General features: G+C 72.0%; 18 protein-coding genes. 3 read left to right on the forward strand and 15 right to left on the reverse strand.

Features of this window, described 5'->3' with window-relative positions; genetic code table 11:
* Position 1 precedes the first annotated feature (1 nt).
* The 10 genes from PSQ21_RS11090 to PSQ21_RS11135 all read right to left on the reverse strand — a co-directional run bounded on the left by PSQ21_RS11090 (position 2) and on the right by PSQ21_RS11135 (position 10,471).
* Positions 2–574 (reverse strand): hypothetical protein, encoded by a 573-nt coding sequence (locus tag PSQ21_RS11090; protein WP_274030311.1) that lies wholly within the window; start codon positions 572–574, stop codon positions 2–4.
* A gap of 179 nt (positions 575–753) precedes the next feature.
* On the reverse strand, positions 754–1,599 hold the full coding sequence (locus PSQ21_RS11095) for an HAD-IIA family hydrolase (RefSeq protein WP_274030312.1): 846 nt from the start codon (positions 1,597–1,599) through the stop codon (positions 754–756).
* Positions 1,600–1,674: 75 nt separating this feature from the next.
* Positions 1,675–3,219, reverse strand: coding sequence for an alkaline phosphatase family protein (locus tag PSQ21_RS11100; RefSeq protein ID WP_274030313.1), 1,545 nt, complete (start codon positions 3,217–3,219; stop codon positions 1,675–1,677).
* A gap of 203 nt (positions 3,220–3,422) precedes the next feature.
* A complete protein-coding gene (locus tag PSQ21_RS11105) occupies positions 3,423–4,526 on the reverse strand; it encodes a 2-aminoethylphosphonate ABC transporter substrate-binding protein (RefSeq protein WP_274030314.1) in 1,104 nt (367 codons plus the stop codon).
* Positions 4,527–4,558: 32 nt separating this feature from the next.
* Positions 4,559–5,356, reverse strand: a complete 798-nt coding sequence (locus PSQ21_RS11110; RefSeq protein ID WP_274030315.1) for an ABC transporter permease — start codon at positions 5,354–5,356, stop codon at positions 4,559–4,561.
* Positions 5,343–6,251 (reverse strand): 2-aminoethylphosphonate ABC transporter permease subunit, encoded by a 909-nt coding sequence (locus tag PSQ21_RS11115; protein ID WP_274030316.1) that lies wholly within the window; start codon positions 6,249–6,251, stop codon positions 5,343–5,345. Before PSQ21_RS11115 ends, PSQ21_RS11110 begins: the two co-directional genes overlap by 14 nt.
* A complete protein-coding gene (locus PSQ21_RS11120; RefSeq protein ID WP_274030317.1) occupies positions 6,244–7,500 on the reverse strand; it encodes an ABC transporter ATP-binding protein in 1,257 nt (418 codons plus the stop codon). The genes PSQ21_RS11115 and PSQ21_RS11120 overlap by 8 nt, the downstream gene beginning before the upstream one ends.
* Positions 7,497–8,228: a phosphonatase-like hydrolase gene (locus PSQ21_RS11125; RefSeq protein WP_274030318.1), complete on the reverse strand. Its 732-nt coding sequence runs from the start codon at positions 8,226–8,228 to the stop codon at positions 7,497–7,499. Before PSQ21_RS11125 ends, PSQ21_RS11120 begins: the two co-directional genes overlap by 4 nt.
* Before the next feature lie 5 nt (positions 8,229–8,233).
* Positions 8,234–9,358, reverse strand: coding sequence for a TIGR03364 family FAD-dependent oxidoreductase (locus PSQ21_RS11130; RefSeq protein WP_274030319.1), 1,125 nt, complete (start codon positions 9,356–9,358; stop codon positions 8,234–8,236).
* 297 nt (positions 9,359–9,655) lie between these two features.
* Complete coding sequence (locus PSQ21_RS11135) at positions 9,656–10,471, reverse strand: hypothetical protein (protein ID WP_274030320.1); 816 nt, start codon at positions 10,469–10,471, stop codon at positions 9,656–9,658.
* A 175-nt stretch (positions 10,472–10,646) separates the two neighbouring features.
* On the opposite strand from PSQ21_RS11135, the gene PSQ21_RS11140 reads away from it, so the two are divergent.
* Positions 10,647–10,868 carry a hypothetical protein gene (locus PSQ21_RS11140; protein ID WP_274030321.1) on the forward strand — a complete coding sequence of 74 codons (222 nt, stop codon included), beginning with the start codon at positions 10,647–10,649 and terminating at the stop codon, positions 10,866–10,868.
* 221 nt (positions 10,869–11,089) lie between these two features.
* On the opposite strand, the gene PSQ21_RS11145 is transcribed toward PSQ21_RS11140, so the two are convergent.
* The 3 genes from PSQ21_RS11145 to PSQ21_RS11155 form a co-directional block, all read right to left on the reverse strand.
* Entirely contained in the window at positions 11,090–11,860 is a 771-nt protein-coding gene (locus PSQ21_RS11145; RefSeq protein ID WP_274030322.1) for a GntR family transcriptional regulator, read from the reverse strand.
* Positions 11,861–11,962: 102 nt separating this feature from the next.
* Positions 11,963–13,144, reverse strand: a complete 1,182-nt coding sequence (locus PSQ21_RS11150; RefSeq protein WP_274030323.1) for a peptidase — start codon at positions 13,142–13,144, stop codon at positions 11,963–11,965.
* Positions 13,145–13,262: 118 nt separating this feature from the next.
* Positions 13,263–14,462 (reverse strand): ROK family transcriptional regulator, encoded by a 1,200-nt coding sequence (locus PSQ21_RS11155; RefSeq protein ID WP_274030324.1) that lies wholly within the window; start codon positions 14,460–14,462, stop codon positions 13,263–13,265.
* Positions 14,463–14,535: 73 nt separating this feature from the next.
* Here PSQ21_RS11155 and PSQ21_RS11160 point away from each other — a divergent pair, with 73 nt between their 5' ends.
* Positions 14,536–15,675 carry a Gfo/Idh/MocA family oxidoreductase gene (locus PSQ21_RS11160; RefSeq protein WP_274030325.1) on the forward strand — a complete coding sequence of 380 codons (1,140 nt, stop codon included), beginning with the start codon at positions 14,536–14,538 and terminating at the stop codon, positions 15,673–15,675.
* Complete coding sequence (locus tag PSQ21_RS11165) at positions 15,672–16,151, forward strand: heme-degrading domain-containing protein (protein ID WP_274030326.1); 480 nt, start codon at positions 15,672–15,674, stop codon at positions 16,149–16,151. The genes PSQ21_RS11160 and PSQ21_RS11165 overlap by 4 nt, the downstream gene beginning before the upstream one ends.
* 138 nt (positions 16,152–16,289) lie before the next feature.
* Here the strand turns inward: PSQ21_RS11165 and PSQ21_RS11170 are convergent, their stop codons facing one another.
* Positions 16,290–17,150 (reverse strand): fumarylacetoacetate hydrolase family protein, encoded by an 861-nt coding sequence (locus PSQ21_RS11170; RefSeq protein ID WP_274030327.1) that lies wholly within the window; start codon positions 17,148–17,150, stop codon positions 16,290–16,292.
* A gap of 160 nt (positions 17,151–17,310) precedes the next feature.
* Positions 17,311–18,081: a YidC/Oxa1 family membrane protein insertase gene (locus PSQ21_RS11175; RefSeq protein ID WP_274030328.1), complete on the reverse strand. Its 771-nt coding sequence runs from the start codon at positions 18,079–18,081 to the stop codon at positions 17,311–17,313.
* Between the last annotated feature and the right edge of the window lie 146 nt (positions 18,082–18,227).

Consider the following 18,227-nt stretch of genomic DNA (forward strand, 5'->3'; position numbering starts at 1 on the left):
GTCAGTGGCCGACCGGGCCGCGACGCCGGCGCGAGCTGCGCAGGGCGACGGCGACGGCCGCGACGGCGGCGAGCACCAGACCGATCACCGCGTGCCGGGTGCCGGGGCCCTCGGCCTCGGCCTCGGTGGACCGTTCGGCGAGGGTGGCGGTGCCTCCGCCGCCCGCCTTGACGGGTGCGGCGGGCGAGGGGCGGTGGTGGTGGACGACGGTGAGGGTGCCGGTCGCCTTCCCCCGGCCGTCCTTGCACGTCACCCGGACGTCGTAGGAGCGTGGTTCGGCGTCGTCCCGGATCCGGGCCTCGGCGAAGAGGCCCTGGTCATCGGCGGGACGGAAGCGGGCCTCCGAGGCGAAGGCGTCGGAGTTGCCCGTCGCCTCGCGGCCCTTGCCGCAGACGTCGACCCACAGCTCCACCTTGCCGCCGGGGGCGATGGTGGACGGGGTGACCGAGACGGTGCCGGTGCGCCGGTCGTCGTCCCCGGCCGGGGCGGCCGGGGACGCCAGGGCGGCGGGTGCGGGCACGGCTATGAGCGCGGCCGCCACCGTGGCACAGAACGTGAGGGGGATTGAACGCATCGTGAACCTCCTACGGGAAGGTTCACGCCCACGGCGGCGGCCCGCATCCGCAGTCCTCCATTCGAGCGACGCCACTCCGGTGTTCCGGCGACAGTCGGACGATTGCGGATGCGGTCCGCGCAGGTCAGCGCTGGTCAGCGCTCGTCAGCGCTGGTCAGCGCTCGTCAGCGCTGGTCCGGCTACGCGGACACGTCCGGCTTGCCGGCCTTGCCCGTCTGTTTCCCCTGGTCCACCTGGTCCGGCAGGTCGATGAGGTCCACCAGGTCGGCGATGGACTCGACGACGTGCGAGGGACCGTACGGGTAGCGGTCGATGTCCGCGACGGTCGTCAGCCCGGTGAGGACCAGGAAGGTCTGCATGCCCGCTTCCAGGCCGGCGAGGACGTCGGTGTCCATCCGGTCGCCGATCATGGCGCTGGTCTCGGAGTGCGCGCCGATGGCGTTGAGACCGGTCCGCATCATCAGGGGGTTCGGCTTGCCCGCGAAGTACGGGTCCTTGCCGGTGGCCTTGGTGATGAGCGCGGCGACCGAACCGGTGGCGGGCAGCGGGCCCTCGGCGGACGGGCCGGTCTCGTCGGGGTTGGTGCAGATGAAGCGGGCGCCCGCGTTGATCAGCCGGATCGCCTTGGTGAGCGCCTCGAAGCTGTACGTCCGGGTCTCGCCGAGCACCACGTAGTCCGGGTCGTGGTCGGTGAGGACGTACCCGATGTCGTGCAGGGCGGTGGTGAGGCCGGCCTCACCGATGACATACGCCGTACCGCCGGGCCGCTGGTCGTCCAGGAACTGGGCGGTGGCGAGCGCGGAGGTCCAGATGTTCTCCACGGGCACGTCCAGGCCCATGCGCTTCAGCCGGGCGTGCAGGTCGCGCGCGGTGTAGATGGAGTTGTTGGTGAGGACGAGGAAGGGCAGCCCGGAATCCCGCAGCCGCTTGATGAAGGCATCGGCACCGGGGATGGGGGTGCCCTCGTGGATGAGGACGCCGTCCATGTCGGTGAGCCAGGATGAGATGGGCTTGCGCTCTGCCATGTGTCGGGACTCCTGCCGTACGCACTGCGTGCTTGGGGGTGCCCGGACCACGCCGTCCCGGCACCCCCAGCATAATTAGCCGGTGGTGACCCTGACCCCGTCGATCACCCAGTACCAGTTGTTGCTGCCGGTGTAACGGAACCGGAAGCTGACGTTGGCGGCCCCGGACGGGACGTCCAGGGTGAGTGATTGGGGCTGCGCGATCACGTCGGACGTGTAGCTCTTCACGACGACGGGCGTGCCGCCGTTCCAGGAGGCGAGGATCTGGGCGCTCTGGCCGCCCTCCTGCCGGTAGTGGGTGGTGAGGCCGAGCGTCACGGTGGACGTGCCGCCGACCGCGTACGCCGGGGTGACGAGCGTGGAGTCGTACGGTCCAGAGGACGCCTTGTCGTCCCACTCGTCGGAGTCGGCGACCGCGAAGATCCCGCGCGAGCGGACGTTCAGCTCACGGGACTGGTCGCGCTGGCTGCGGCTCCAGAACTCGTCGGTGGCGAAGGACCAGCCGCGCCACTCGGCCACGCCTCCGGTGCCCATCGCGGAGTTCACGACGGACCAGCCGCTGGGCGCGGTGTGGGTCCAGCCGAGGACGCCCGCCGGGATGCCGGTCTCGTCGACGCGGGCGGAGAGGGCCGGGTACAGGGCCTCGAACGGGTCGGTGGAGCGCTGCTGGACCGGCTTGCCGTCCAGGCCCCAGGCGGGGTCGGGCACGATGCCGAGCTGGTGGAAGACGGTGGCGGCGACGTCGACGAGGCGCGTGTCGGCGGGGCGGGCGCCGGCCGCGATGCCGGGGCCCTGGGCGAGGACGAAGGTGCGCCGCTCCTCGATCGCGCTGCCGCCGTGGCCGCCGGAGTCGGTGTGGCCGTGGTCGGTGGTGACGATGACGGTCCACCGCTCGCTGGCGTACGAGGGGCGGGCCCTGATCGCGGTCAGGAGGCGGCCGAGGTAGCCGTCCTGGACGTCGATCGCGTTCCGGTACTGGGCGCTGGCGGCACCGGAGTTGTGGCCGGCGATGTCGGTCTGGCCGAAGTAGACGAAGAGGACGTCCGGGTTCTGGTTCCGGAGGATCGACTCGGTCCCGGCGGCGATGGTGGCGTCGTGGCCGGTGTAGCCGTCGGCGTCGCCGTCGAGGACGAGCTTGGCGTCGGCGCCCGCGGTGACCGTGCCCTGGGTGTCCAGGGGCTTCCAGTCGACGGCGGCGTAGGTGGAGAGCTGGGGGCGGATCTGGGCGAGGCGGGCGAGGAAGCCGGGGTACTTCCCGTAGTTCTTCCCGGCGAAGGAGTTGTCCTTGACGCCGTGCTTGTCGGGCCAGACGCCGGTGGAGACCGTCGACCAGCCGGGGCCGGAGGAGGTGGCGGCCATCGGGTTGGCGTACAGCAGCGAGGTGCCGTACGTCCCGTTCGCCATCATCGACTTGAGGTGCGGGGCCTTGGCGGCGGCGATGACGTCGTGGCGCAGCCCGTCCATGCCGACGACGAGCACCTTGTCCTTGCTGGTGCCGTCGGGGAGGGTGGGCGCGGCGTACGCGGCGGGGGCGGAGGCGAGGGGGCCGCCGACAGCGGCGGCCGTGGCCGCGGCGGCGGTGGTGGCGAGCACGGTGCGGCGGGACAGGGACCGGGACACGTGATCCTCCAGGGAGGGGGCGGGTCGGACGGGGCTGGGCGTGACTGCCTTCGTGAACTGCCTTCGTGAACTGCCTTCTGAACCTTCTTGGCCTAGTTGGCCTAGTTGGCCCAGTTGGCCTTGTGGACCAGACCCGTTACCTTCGCGAGATAATCGGGCCGGGTCCAGACCTTCGCGTGGATCCGTGGCGGAGAGGTGGCCGGTCAGCTTCCGGTGGCCGACTTCCAGGCGTCGATGTACGTGTTCAGGTTGGCGCCGATGTCCGCCCAGTCGGGCTCGAAGATCTCCACGCCCTCCATCAGCCGGGCCAGTTCGACGGCGTTGGCGTCGGTGGCGTCGATGTCCTTGCGGGCGGCGAAGCCCCCGCCGACCGCGCTGACGTCGCGCTGGGCCTGCTCGGAGAGCATGAAGTCGAGCAGCTTCTTGCCGTTCTCGCTGTGCGGGGCCTTCGCGACGAGGCCGGCCGCGTACGGCAGGGCGAAGCTGGTGGGCTTCCCGTCGCCCTGCGCGGGGAACCAGATGCCGAGGTTGGGCATGTCCTTGGACTGGGCGAAGTTCATCTGGACGTCCCCGTTGGCGGCGAGGAGTTCCCCCTTGTCGACCTTGGGGGCGAGCTTGCCGGTGGAGGCGGACGGGCCGACGTTGTTGGTCTGGAGCTTCTTCAGGTACGCCATGGCCGGCTCCTGGCCGCCGAAGTCGTGCATCGCCTTGATGAGGACGGCGGTGCCGTCGCCCGCGACGCCGGGGGTGGAGTACTGCACCTTCTCCTTGTACGACGGGTCGAGCAGGTCCTCCCAGGTCCTGGGCGGGCTCTTCAGCTCCTTCTTGTTGTGGATGAACCCGAAGTAGTTGTTGACGACGGAGGTCCACTTCCCGTCGGCCGCCCGGTCGGCGCCGTCGACCTGGTCGGCGCCCTTCGGCTCGTACGCCGCGAGGAGGCCCTTGGAGTCGGCCTGCTGGATGAAGGGCGGCAGGGTGACGAGCACGTCGGCCTGGGTGTTGGACTTCTCGCGGACGGCGCGCTGCACCATCTCGCCGGAGCCGCCCTCCACGTACTTCACCTCGATGCCGGTCTCCTTCTCGAAGTCCTTGAAGACCTTGTCGTACCAGCCGTCGCCGTTCTCGCCCTTGAGGCCGTCGGCGCTGTAGACGGTGACGGACTTCTCGTCGGACGCGGCGGAGGAGCCGCCGCAGGCGGTGAGGGTGACGGCGGTGAGTGCGGCCAGGGGGAGGGCGAGGGCACGGACAGGGACACGGGCATGGGCGTATGCGTGGGCATGGGCGTGAGCACGGACACGGTTGCGCATGGGGTCTCTCCAGAGGAAGTACGGGGCGGGGATCAGCGGTAGGAGGCGCGGGTGCGGATGCGGGAGACGGCGGCCAGGACGAGGAGCGTCGTCGTCATCAGGACCACGGCGAGGGCGGCGCCGGTGAAGAGCGAGCCCCGGTCGGTGGCGGCGAAGATCTGCACCGGCAGCGGGGTCCAGTCCGGCGGGTAGAGCATCATCGTGGCGCTCAACTCCCCCATGGACAGCGCGAAGCAGAGCCCGGCGGCCGAGGTGAGCGAGGGCAGCAGGAGGGGCAGCCTGATCCGCCACAGCACCCGGGCGGGGCTCGCCCCGAGGCCGGCGGCGGCCTGTTCGTACATCGGGTCCAGGCGCCGGACGGCGGCGGCGACCGACTGGTAGGCGAACGCGGTGACGAGGACGGTGTGCGCGAGGATCACGATCCAGCGGGTCCCGTTGAGCAGGACGGGCGGCTGGCTGTAGGCCACCAGCACCGCGAGGCCGACGACCACCGAGGGCACGGCGACCGGCAGGATGAACAGGGCGTCCAGGAGCCGTTTTCCGCGCTCGCGGAGAGAGGCGGCGGCGAGAGCGGCCCAGCCGCCGAGGCCGAGCGCCAGCACACTCGCGGCCACGGCCGTGACCAGGCTGGTGGTCAGCGCCTGGAGGGAGTCGCCGCTCGTCGCGGCGGAGTAGCGCTCGACGGTGGGCCCGGAGGGAAAGGCCCCGGACCAGTTCGTGGCGAGGGACGCGGCGAGGATGACGAGCAGGGGCACCGCGAACAGCGGGACGAAGAGGAGGAGGAAGACGGCCCAGGTGGCCCACTTCCCGGCCCGGCTATGCACCAGCACGACGGCTCACCACCCGGTAGAGGCTGTAAAGGCCCACGGAGAGCGCGATGTTGACGACGGCGACGACGCAGGCGGCCGCGTAGTCCGACTCCAGGATCGCCTTGCTGTAGACGAGCATCGGCAGCGTCGTGACGTCCTTCGCCCCGGTGAACAGGACGATCCCGAACTCGTTGAGGCACATCACCAGGACGAGGCTGCCGCCCGCCGCGAGGGCCGGGAACGCCTCGGGCAGGATGACCCGCCGGATGATCCGGAGGGGCCCGGCGCCGAGCGAGGAGGCGACCTCCAGCTGTCCGGTGTCGAGCTGGGAGAACGCGGCGAGGAGCGGGCGCATCACGAACGGGGTGAAGTAGGTGATCTCGGCGAGCAGGACGCCCCAGGGGGTGGTCAGGAAGTGGAAGGGCCCGTCGGACGCCCCGGTGACGTCGGTCCAGAGCCCGTTGGCCATCCCGACGGAGCCGTAGATGAACAGCAGGGCCAGGGTGATGAGGAAGGACGGGAAGGAGAGGAACACGTCGACGAACCGGGCGACCGCCTTCCCGCCGGGGAACGGGACGAACGCGATGACCAGCGCGAGGACGAACCCGAGGACGAGGCATCCCACGGTCGAGCCGACAGCGAGCCACACGGTGGTGGTGAGCGCGTCGCGGAAGACCTCGGAGGCGAAGACTTCGGCGTACGGGTCGAGCGAGACGCCGCCCTCGTCGGGGGTGAAGGACTGCTGGACGACGAGGGCCAGAGGGTAGAGGAACGCGAGCGCGAGGACGGCGACGGGCGGCAGCGCCCAGACCCAGGTGGGGACGGAGCGGGACCGTGCGGGGGTGGGGGTGGTGGGGGCGGGGTCCGGTCGGCCGGGACCGGTGGTGCGCTTGCGGTCGAGGAGGGCACTAGCCACGGGGCACCCCCGCCTTCTCCCGCGCCACCGGGGGGCCGGACGGGTCGGCCGATACCGCTAGCGCCGCCGCATCCGCTGTCGCGGCCGTACCTGCTGTACCTGCCGTCCCTGCCGTCGCTACTGCTCCCGATGTTCCCGCTGTTCCCGCTGTTCCCGCTGTTCCCGCTGTTCCCGCTGTTCCCGCTGTTCCCGCTGGGAGCAGTACCGCGTCCTCGGGGGCGAAGTGCAGGGTGACGGGGTCGCCGAGGGCCGGGGGGTCGCGGAGTTCGCGGAGGTCGGCCATGAGGCGGTGGCCGTCGACGTCCGCGTGGACGCGGTGGGTGGAGCCGCGCCACTGGACCTCGGTGACGCTGCCGGTGAGCGCGTTGGGCCCGTCGCCGAGGCCGACCAGGTGCGGCCGGACGCAGAGGGTCGCGGTGGCTCCGGGGGCGGCGGTGTCGGTGGGGACGGCGAGCGTGTGGCCGCCGAACCCGACGGCTCCCTCACCGGCGACCGAGACCGGGAGGAGGTTGGCGTTGCCGACGAACGAGGCGGTGAACTCGGTGCGTGGGCGGCGGTAGAGCTCCTGGGGCGTGCCGCAGTCCTGCAGTCGGGCCCGGTCCATGACGGCGATCCGGTCCGCGAGGGTGAGCGCCTCGACCTGGTCGTGGGTGACGTACAGGATGGAGACGTCCGGCAGCTCGCGGTGCAGCCGTGCCAGTTCGGCGAGCATTCCGGAGCGGAGCCGGGCGTCGAGGGCGGAGAGCGGTTCGTCGAGGAGCAGGACGCCGGGGCGGATGGCGAGCGCGCGGGCGATGGCGACGCGCTGCTGCTGGCCGCCGGAGAGCTCGCGCGGGTGGCGCTCGGCGTACGCGGCCATGCCGACGAGTTCGAGTGCCTCGGTGACCCGGCCGGGGATCTCGGCCTTCGGGGTGCGGTGGGCCTTGAGCCCGAAGGCCACGTTGTCCTTGACCTTGAGGTGCGGGAAGAGTGCGTATTGCTGGACGACCATGCCGATGCCGCGCCGGTGCGGGGGCAGGTCGGTGACGTCCCGGCCGCCGAGGTGGACCCGCCCGGAGGCGGGCCGGACGAACCCGGCGACGGCGCGCAGCGCGGTGGTCTTGCCCGAGCCGGACGGCCCGAGGAGGGCCATCACCTCGCCGGGTTCGACGGTGAGGTCGAGCCGGTCGAGGACGACGTTCCCGCCGTAGGCGACGGTGACGCCGTCGAAGCGGATGCCGCTGGGGGCGGCGGGGGCCGGGGCGCTCATGCCTCGGCCCGCGCGATGAGGTCGGGCAGTTCGGCGACGGACCCGAGCACGTGGGTCGCGCCGTGCCGGGCCAACTGGTCCTTGCCGTGCGCGCCGGTGAGGACCCCGGCGACGATCCCGGCGCCGGAGCGTACGCCGCTGAGCATGTCGTACGAGGTGTCGCCGGCCACCACGGTCCGCCGGACGTCGTCCACGGCTCCGGTGCGCAGGAAGGCGGCCAGCACCATGTCCGGGAAGGGCCGGCCACGGCCGCCCGCGTCGGCGGGGCAGAGGGTGAGCGGGACGAGGTCCTGCCAGCCGAGGGCGGTGAGGATGGCGTCCTGGGTGGTGCGGGCGAACCCGGTGGTCAGGACGACGGTGCGGCCCTCGGACGCGAGCCGTTCGACGGCCTCGCGGGCTCCGGGGACGGGGGCGATACGGCCGCCGTCGACGAGGTCCCCGTACGCCTCCTCGAAGGCGGTGTTGGCGCGCTGGGCCTTGTCCTCGCCACCGTCACCACCCTCGTCGGCGAACAGATGCCGGAAGACGGTGATCTTCGACTCGCCCATGGTGGCACGTACGTAAGCGAGTTGACGGGCGTGCTCGTCGGATCCGGGCCGTACGCCGAGCCGTTGGGCGGCGGCGGAGAATGCCTGTTCGACGAGGCCGCCGTCGGCGACGGTGGTCCCGGCCATGTCGAGGACGACGAGGCGGTAGGGGTCGCGCGTGATGTCGGTCGGGGAAGTCATGTGGTTCACCAGCCCAGTTCGTCGGCGGTCGTTTCGGCGATGGCGGGCGAGCACGTCATGCCGCGTCCGCCGGGCCCGGTGACGAGCCAGACCCCGTCGCGCACCTGCTGCCGGTGGACGACGCGTGAGGTGTCGGTGCACTGGGCGTAGACACCCGCCCAGCGGTGGCGGACGCGCGGCAGCGGGCGGCCGAGGAAGGCCTCGACGACCCGGGTGAGGTGCTCGTAGGGCTCCTCGACGGTGTCGAAGGCGAAGGGGTGCTCGTACTCGTGGGTGTCGCCGATGGTCAGGCCGCCGTCGTGGCGCTGCACCATGAGGAGCTGCATGCGGTGCTCGGCGGCTACCGGGTCCTGGGCCTGTCCGGCGTTGAGGGCGTCGAGCGCCTCGCCCCGGTAGGCGGGGTAGTAGCGGAAGCTGTCGGCGTCGGCGACGGAGGTGGTCAGCGGTTCGCCGAGCGGGTCGGTCTGCATCATCTGGAGGCGGACGCGGCGCACGGGCAGTTCGGGCCCGGCGAGTTCGCGGACCAGCCCGCCGAGCCAGGCGCCGGTCGCGAGGATCACGGCGTCACCGGTGTGGATGTCGCCGTGGTCGTCGCGCACCGAGGCGGCCCCGACGACCTCACGCACCTCGCGGCCACCGAGGAACGTATACCTGCCGGATGCCAGCAGGTGTTCCTTGAGGGCGAGTTGGGCGGTTCGGGGTTCAACTGCCGCGTCCCGCTCGCACCACAGGGCGGCGGTGAACGTGCCACGCAGTGCGGGGTTGAGTGCCCGGGCCTCGTCGGCGGTGAGCAGCTGATAGCCGCGTGCCGCCGCGTCGGGCCGGGCGACGGCCGCCTCGGCGACGGCGACCTCGCGTGCGGTACGCAGCGGGGTGAGCGAGCCGCAGGCCCGGAAGCCGAGTCCGGGCACCCGCTCCCCGACGGCCTCCCACAGCTCGCGGGCGCGCAGGGCGGTCTCCAGCTCCTCACCGCCGGCCCGGCCGCTGACCCATATCTGTCCGAAATTGCGGAGCGACGCCCCGCGTGCCTCGCTCTCGCGCTCGATCTGTACGACCTCGTGGCCGCGGCTGACTGCGTGCCAGGCGTGCATGGTTCCCACCACGCCGGCTCCTACGACGATGACTCTCACGGCGCCCACGCTCCTCGGGACGGGTGTCCCGGACGCGTCCGTACTCCGACGGGACGGTGAACGACCCCGCAAGTTTGGACCAGACCCGTTACGTTTTCGTTACTTGAAAGCTCACTGGTGAAGCAGGGAACGGGCCCGGTTCCCGTCGACACCCGTGCCACCCGGTGCGGCGCGGTCTGCCCCAACTACCCTGCTGCAGCACAGATGGACACCCTTCACGAAAGAGAAAGTGGCCCCCGGGTGGCGATGGCGTGGCGAACGCCTCTGCGGGCTATTCGCTCGCTCACCCCCTGAGCGTCAACCCTTCCGAGTTCGGAACTGGCGCGCCTGATCAATCACGGATACCAGTTCCTCCCGTGAGGGATGTTCTGACAGGAAGATCGTGTGGTGAAGAGACAGGCTGCCGAGCGCGGTCGTCAGGCTCGCCAGGCGCCACCGGTAGGTGCGCCGGTCTCTCAGCCCGCAGTCGAGCCACTCCTCCGCCATCAGCTCCTCGGCAGTGGCGAAGGGGTCGATGTTCTGTTCTGCATCGTGCCCGTCGAGCTCGACCCACGCTTGGTGAGCCTTGTACGCGGCCTTGATGACCTCGTCTGCCAGGTCATCAGGCGTCTGCGGATGCGACTCCACTCCGCCACTTCCAAAGAATTGATCGAGCAGGCCGGCACGGGAAGCTTCAGCTCGGTCACTCGGGGCCCGCCGTGCGGCATCCCGGACGTCCACATCGTCGGCAACACCTTCGAAGGGATCAGCGAACGGATCGCACACGGAGTCCTCAAGCCGGTGGCCCACGTCTTCCGGTACGACTCGCGAAGCCTCACCGTCGGCGACATGCCACAGCTCCACGAACCGGTCGACCTCGGCTTCGATGTCGCCGATGGGCGGGCGGGCCATCTTCGCCATCTCTCTCACCACCAGTTCGACCACGCCTCGGGCGGGCAAACGCGGCTTGCTGAAGGCCTGATGGATCTTGGTGTGGCTGAACACCTCTTTACCGATCAGTTCCTGAAGCTTGCGGCTCGAAGGGTACCCAGCCCTCTCGTGCAGGACGTGCAGCGCGTTGTTGAGGCCTTTCAAAGGTCCCTCGGGAAGTTCAGGCTTCCCCCATTCCGACATCCTGCCCCCACTGCTCTCAGAGATCGTCAGACCCTGTCAGGCAGCATGCCAGCAAGGCGGCGTTCTCTGTCCGCGAACGTAAGTCTTCGTGGTAGATCGTCAGAGGGCGTTCCGCTCCCTCAAACGTCATCAATGCTGGTCGTGGCAGTGTTTCCCACACAGAGGACCCCACACCATGAGCAGTACAGCTACGAACGACGACGGTCAACTCTCTCAGCGGTGGGCCATCATCCTTACCGCGGCCTTCGGTGCTGGGGCCTGTGCCGGGGCGGTTGGTGGCGTAGGAGCCTGGGCGTACTTCGATGATCCGCTCGTCGCCATGGCGACGGGCGCTCTGGGCGGCCTGGGCGCCTTCTGGAAGGTCATGAAGACGATGCACTCCGTCGTACGTCGATAACTACCCGGCCTGGACGCGCCACCCTGACGAGAGCGGCGTGTCCCTGGTTCCGGGGAACCGTGCGCGGCTGGCCGGCGGGAGACCAGACCCGCCAGTTGTGACCGGTGGAGCGAAGGCCCGGCAGGCCCGTGCGGGGAACCAACCCGCAGGTGGTCAGGCGGCCCGGTCGGCCGAGGCGACGCAGCTGTATCCGTCCCACTCAGCTCCCTCCTCATCCGCGCTCAGCTCCGCTCCTCGCCTCGCAGACGGGCGGAGAAGGAGAAGCGGTCGCCCCGGAACAGGGTCCGCACGCGCTCCAGCGGCCGGCCGGCGGTGTCCCGGGAGAGCCGGTGGATCAGGAGCATCGGCAGGGCGGGCGGGGTCCCGATGAGCAGGGCCTCGCGGGGGGTGGCGAGCACGGTCTCGATCCGCTCGTCGGCCTCGCCGAAGGCGATCTGCAGGCGGTCGCGGAGGTAGGCGTAGAAGGAGGAGTCCGGGTCGAACTCCGTGTCCAGGTCCGGGACGCGGTCGACACCGACGTACGTACTCTCCAGGCCGACGCGCTCGTCGTCGGCGAGCAGCACCCGCTCCAGGTGCCAGACCGGCTCGCCCCGCTCGACCGCGATCTCGGCGGCGAGCGCCTCGGGGCAGGGGAAGCGGTCGAGGCCGATGAGGTGGCGGCCGGGCCGTCGGCCCTGGCGGCGGACGCCCTCGGTGTAGCTGGCCAGCGAGAGCGGCTGCTCCAGCTTGGGCCCGGCGACGACCGTGCCGCGCCCCTGCCGCCGCAGCCGCCCTTCCAGGAGGAGTTCGCGCAGGGCCTGGCGGACGGTCTCGCGCGCGACCTCGTGCCGCTGGGCGAGCTCCCGCTCGGTGGGCAGGAGCCCGCCCTCGCCCAACTCGTCGAGCAGCACCGCGATACGGGCCTTCACCGCGTAGTACTTCGGGATACGGCCGTGCTCGGGGATGCCGGAGCGGATCGGTGCGCCAGGTGCCTGGTCGTTCGGGTAGTCCACGGCCCGATGGTTGCAGACGCGGGTGAACCGGCGGCGGTACGGGCACCGCTCCGCCCCCGCCGGGGCGGGCCCCCGCGCCACGGAACGTACGGCGGCAGCCGGTCAGTCCGTGGCGCGGCGGGCCCGGCGGGCATGCCGCAGCAGGGCGGCCCCGCCGAGCAGGAGCGCCCCGGCGGCGACGCCGGTCCAGGCCGGTGACGCCGGTCCGGTGCGGGCGAGTTCGGGGAGCGGGCGGCCCAGGCCGTCGCGGGGCGGATGTCCGGGGCGCTCCTCGTCGGCTCCGCCGCTCTCCTCCCCGGTTCCGGGGCGGGCCGACGGCCGGGCGGTATCGCGGTCCGGCGACGGGTCCCCGCCCGTGCCGGGGCCCGGGTCCGTACGGGTGCCGTCTCCCGGGCCGGTGCGGTCCGGATCAGGACGCCCCGGAACAGGATGTTCCGGCCGAGGACTTTCCGGCTGCGGGAACTCGGACCGGGGGCGCTCGGACGGAGAGTCCGGTTCGCGGATGCCGCCCGTGGCGCCATCGACGATCACGAAGGGGTAGTCCTCGGACTCCCCCACCCATTCGCCGTCCTCGCGCCCGCCGCCCTTGGCCTTGTCCTGGTGGCGGCGCTGGACGACGGCGGCGTGGGCGGTGACCGGGCCGGGGGCGGTGTCGGAGGTGAAGGCCATCCGGACGCGTACGGAGACGGTCTCACCGGCGGGAACGGTGAAACCGAGGAACTCCTCGCCGGAGCCGTCGGTCTCGGCACCGGTGCCGCTCGACGTCCCCGCCTTGCCCGCTTCCCCACCCTCCTCCTCGCCCTCCCGTTTGCCTGCCTCGCCCTGGTCGCCGCCGAAGACGCCGATCTGCTCGTCGCGGTCGGTGCTCTCCCAGATGACCCGGTGTTCGATCTCCGGACGGCCGGGCTCGGAGAACTCCAGCTGGATCTGGTCCGACGTCAGCCTGCGGTCGCGGTCGGCGAGGACGAGGACCGGGTGCAGGGCGCGGCAGGACGTGTCGGTGGTGTTGGTGAGGTCGAGGAACCAGGTGCCGTAGCCGCCGCCGGAGGCGTACCTGTCCGGGGCGCCCTGGATCCGGGTCTCGATGGGGAAGTCCTTGGCGTCCGGGTCACCGCAGACGGGCTGCCGGTCGGCGGCTAAGGAGGAGAGTGCGGACGCGGCCGGCAGGGCGGCGGCGGCCTGCGGGCCGCCCAGGAGCGCGGCGGGCACCGTGATCCCGGCGGCCAGCCCGAGGGCGGCGAACGCACGGGCGTCACGCAGCCGTGCGCAGGAGGTGGGAGGCATGAGGGGGCACCCTTCACTGCTCGCGGACGACCGGGGCCGGGGACCTCCGGCGGTGGTCTTCGACGCAAGCACGCGCGCGCGGACTCAGAGAGTCGACATGCCGACTTGATTCATATGATCACCCGACTGCCCCGTCCCGCTCTCCACCTCGCTCTCCACCTTGCTCTGCACCTCGCTCTCCGCCGTGTTCGTCACCGTGCTCCCCGTCCCGCTCCCCCACCCGCCCGAACACCGGCGCGAGCACCAGTTGCGCCGCGCCCTCGGCGACCGGCCGGTCGCCGCCCCGGGCGACCGTGACGGTCACGCCCGCGCCCGCCCCGCCCCGCGCGGCCCGCTCCTCGATCACGGCGCGGACGCCCCGTACGTACGCGTCCTCGTCGGCGGCCACCGTCCTGCCGCCCAGAACCACCCGGTCGATGCCGAGCAGACCGACCAGGTTCGCCGCTCCCGTCCCCAGCACCCGGGCCGCCTCGCCCCGGTCGCCGCACGCCTCGGCGGCCAGGCACAGCGCCTCGATGCAGCCGCGCCCGCCGCAGCCGCAGAGCGGGCCGTCCAACTGGAGGGTCTGGTGGCCGAATTCACCCGCCCCCGTCCGCGCGCCCCGGTGCACCTCGCCGCCGAGGACCAGGCCCGCGCCGAGCCCCGTACCGAGGTGGAGGTAGGCGAAGTCGCCGCGCGGCTCGTCGAGCGACAGGGCCAGGGCGAGGGCGGCGGCGTTGGTGTCCTTGTCCAGCACCACCGGCAGCCCGGTCCGCTCGGCCAGTGCCGCGCGCAGCGGGTACCCGTCCCACTGCGGGAATCCGGTGACCCGGCGCAGCACGCCGTCCCGGTGGTCCAGCGGGCCGGGCACGGCGACGCCGACACCGAGCACCCGCTTGTGCGGTTCGGCGGCGGACAGGTCCCGTACGGCGTCCGCCGCGTCCGCGAGGACCCGGTCCGCCGGAGCGCCGAGGTCGAGCGGTGCGCGGGTGACCGCGACCGGCCGGCCCGCGAGGTCGACCAGGACGGCGGTGAGCCCGTCGCGGTCCAGGTGCAGCCCCACGGCGAACTGCGCGTCGGGGACCAGCCGCAGCACGGTACGCGGTTTGCCGCCGGTGGAGGGGCGCAGGCCCGCGCCGGCGGCGAGGCCGTCCTCCCGCAGCCGGGCGGTGATCTTGCTGACGGCCTGCGGGGTGAGGCCGGTGCGCTCGGCGAGCTCCAGTCGGCTGATGCCCTCCGCCCCGGCGGCCCGCAGCAGATCGAGGACCAGCGTGGCGTTGTGGTGGCGCAATGCCGGCAGGTTGACCCCGGCCTGGGCTTTCGTCCGGCTCCCGTTCACGGTTCGCTCCTCTTCACCACCCCATTGTGCCGGTCGCTTGCACTTTGGCAACAGCGTTGCTTAAGTGGATCGCATGACCTCCAACGCCCCCAACGCCTCCGACGCGCCCCTTCGCGTCGCCCTCGTCGGCTACGGCCTGGCCGGCTCCGTCTTCCACGCCCCGCTGGTCTCCGGGACCGAGGGACTGGCTCTCGACACGGTCGTCACGTCGAACGAGGAGCGCCGGGCCGAGGCCCTCGCCGCGTTCCCCGGCGTCCGCCTCGCCGCCTCGCCGAAGGAGCTGTGGGAGCGCGCCGACGAGCTGGACCTCGTCGTGATCGCCACTCCGAACAGGACGCACGTCCCGCTGGCGACGGCCGCGCTGAAGGCCGGGCTGCCGGTGGTCGTGGACAAGCCGGTCGCCGGGACCGCCGCCGAGGCGCGCGAGCTGGCGGCCCTCGCCGAGGAGCGCGGGCTGCTGCTCTCGGTCTTCCAGAACCGCCGCTGGGACAACGACTTCCGCACCCTGGCCGGGCTGATCGCCGGGGGCGAGCTGGGCGAGGTGCAGCGTTTCGAGTCCCGGTTCGAGCGCTGGCGGCCGCAGCCGAAGGGCGGCTGGCGCGAGTCGGGTGACCCGGAGGAGATCGGCGGCCTGCTGTACGACCTGGGCAGCCACGTCGTCGACCAGGCGCTGATGCTGTTCGGCCCGGCGGTCCAGGTGTACGCCGAGTCCGACGTACGGCGTCCGGGCGCGGCGGCGGACGACGACACGTTCCTCGCGATCACCCACGCCGACGGGGTCCGCTCGCATCTGTACGTCAGCGCCACCACGGCCCAGCTCGGCCCGCGCTTCCGGGTGCTGGGCTCGAAGGCGGGCTATGTGAAGTACGGCCTGGACCCGCAGGAGGCGGCCCTGCGCGAGGGCCTGCGCCCGGTGGCCGGTGAGCCGTGGGGCGAGGAGGCGGAGGAGCTGTGGGGCCGTCTCGGCTCCGGCGAGTCCCCGCTGACCGGTGGCGGCGCTCCGGTCCGTACGCTGCCCGGCGACTACCCCGCGTACTACGCCGCCGTCGCCGCCGCCGTACGCGGCGCCGGCGACAACCCGGTCACCGCGCTCCAGGCCGCCGCAGCGCTGGACGTCCTGGAGGCGGCCCGCCGTTCGGCCCGCGAGGGTGTCTCCGTCACCCTTCTCCCCCACCACGACGAGGACCAGCAGGCGAAGGAGCAGCGCGCATGAGCACCGCCTCCCCCACCCTCTCCGAGCTGATCGCCCAGGAGCGCCGGCTCACCCTCGCGCGCTTCTCGTACGACGACGCGTTCGCGCTCGGCAGCCTGCTGGTCGCGCTGGCCCGGGAGCGGCAGGCACCGGTCGCGATCGACATCCGGCGCGGCGCGCAGCAGCTCTTCCACGCGGCGCTGCCCGGTTCCAGCGCGGACAACGACGCCTGGATCGACCGTAAGCGCAAGGTCGTCGAGCGGTACGGCGAGAGCTCGTATCTGGTGGGCACCCGGTTCCGGGCGAAGGGCACCACGTTCGAGGAGTCCTCGCGCCTGGACCCGGACACGTACGCGGCGCACGGCGGTTCGTTCCCGATCACGGTGGAGGGTGCGGGCGTGATCGGCACGGTCACGGTGTCCGGGCTGCCGCAGGCCGAGGACCACGCGATGGTGGTCGAGGCGCTGGAGCGGTTCGCGGCGACGCCGGGAGCCTGAGCGGGACGGTACGGGGACGGGGCGCCGCGACCGTACGGAAACCCTGGGCGCTGTCAGCGGGGGGGTGAGGGCGGGGCGCCCCGTCTGCGCGGCGCCCCGCCTGCGTGCGCGGCGCCCCGTCTGCGCGTGGGAGAGGGCCTACGCCCCCTTCAGCTCCTGCCGCTGCCGGCCGAGCCCCTCCACCTCCAGCTCCACCACATCGCCCGCCCTCAGATACGGCTTCGGATCGGGCTGCCCCATCGCGACCCCGGCGGGCGTACCGGTGTTGATCACGTCGCCCGGGTAGAGCGTCATGAAGTGGCTGAGGTAGCGGACGACCTCGCCGACCGGGAAGATCTGCTCGGCCGTGGTGCCGTTCTGCTTCAGCTCGCCGTTGACCCAGAGCCGCAGCGGCAGGGCCTGCGGGTCGGGCACCTCGTCGGCGGTGACCAGCCAGGGGCCCAGCGGGTTGAACGTCTCGCAGTTCTTGCCCTTGTCCCAGGTGCCGCCGCGCTCGATCTGGAACTCGCGCTCCGAGACGTCGTGCGCCGTCGCGTACCCGGCGACATGGGCGAGGCCCTCCTCGGCCGTCTCCAGGTAGCGGGCGGTGCGCCCGATGACGACGGCCAGCTCGACCTCCCAGTCGGTCTTCCGGCTGCCGCGCGGCACCAGGACCGTGTCGTCGGGCCCGACGACGGTGTCGGGGGCCTTGAAGAAAAGGATCGGCTCCGCCGGGATCTCCGCACCCGTCTCGGCGGCGTGGTCGTGGTAGTTCAGCCCGATGCACACGATCTTGCCGATGCGTCCCAGCGGCGGGCCGGTCCGCAGCCCCGTCGCGTCCAGGGCGGGCAGCACGCCGGGCGTCTCGGCGGCTGCCCGTACCCGGGCGAGCGCGGAGGCGTCGGCGAGCAGCTCGCCGTCGATGTCGGGGACAATCCCCGACAGATCACGCAGAGTCCCGTCGCGGTCGAGAAGTGCGGGGCGCTCGGCGCCCGCCGTACCGACTCGAAGCAGCTTCAACGGTCCAACTCCTCTTGGTCGAGGTGGTGGCCCTCCGGCGGGTTGCGGCCGACGGCGGACTTGGCTGATCGTCCAAGAGAAGCGAACACTCCGCAAGACCTCGTTCACACACTGGACCGACGCTCGCCCACGCGCCGCACCTGCGTGGAGGGCGGGCCGATTACGGCGCCGTGGCCATGGCGCCGCCGGGGGCGGGCATGTCGCGGTACAGCCAGGCCCGCTCGACGGCGGTCCAGGTGGTGGTGGTGACCACGTAGAGGGCGGCGGCCAGCGGGACGACGGCCACGGTGATCAGGGTGAAGAAGGACAGCAACGGCATCACCTTCGTCATCGCGCCCATCCCGGGGACAGCCTGTCCGTCCGGGCCCGCGGCGGGCGCCATCGGGTTGGCGGCCAGCTGCCGCTTGGTGCGTCCGTAACTGAACGTGGCGACGGCGGCGACGATCGCGAAGAGCCCCAGGTAGACCCAGCCCTGACCACCGAACACGCCGCCCTGCGCGAGCGCGTCGTGCCAGCGCCCGCCGAGCGGTGCGCCGAGCAGGTCGTGGCTGAGCAGCGCGTTGGGCTCGCCGCCGATGGAACTGCTGGAGAACAGGTGGTAGAGCAGGAAGAACGCGGGCATCTGGAGAAGGCTCGGAAGGCAGCCGGAGAGCGGCGACACCTTCTCGGCGGCGTGCAGTTCCATGATCGCCTTCTGCATCCGCTCCGGGTTCCTGCCGTGCTTCTTGCGGAGTTCGGCGATCTGCGGCTGGAGCCGGCTGCGGGCCTTCTGACCGCGTGCGGCGGCCCGCGACAGGGGGTGGACGGCCAGCCGGACGAGCGCGGTGAACAGGATGATCGCGGCGGCGGTGGACGCGGTCTGGAAGAACGGCTGGAGCAGGTCGGCGAGGGAGCCGACCAGGCTCGCGAAAGCGGACATGAAGGCGGACATGGGTGAGCCCTCCGGGGGTCTCGTCGTGCCGGGAGGTACCTGCGAGGAGGTACGGGGTGATCACTCGGCAGGACGACCGGCGCGGAACGCACCGCCCGTACGGGACGTACGTACGCAAGAGACGCACGAGGCACACGAGGCACTAA

It is taken from the genome of Streptomyces sp. MMBL 11-1, assembly GCF_028622875.1.
Classification (GTDB): domain Bacteria; phylum Actinomycetota; class Actinomycetes; order Streptomycetales; family Streptomycetaceae; genus Streptomyces.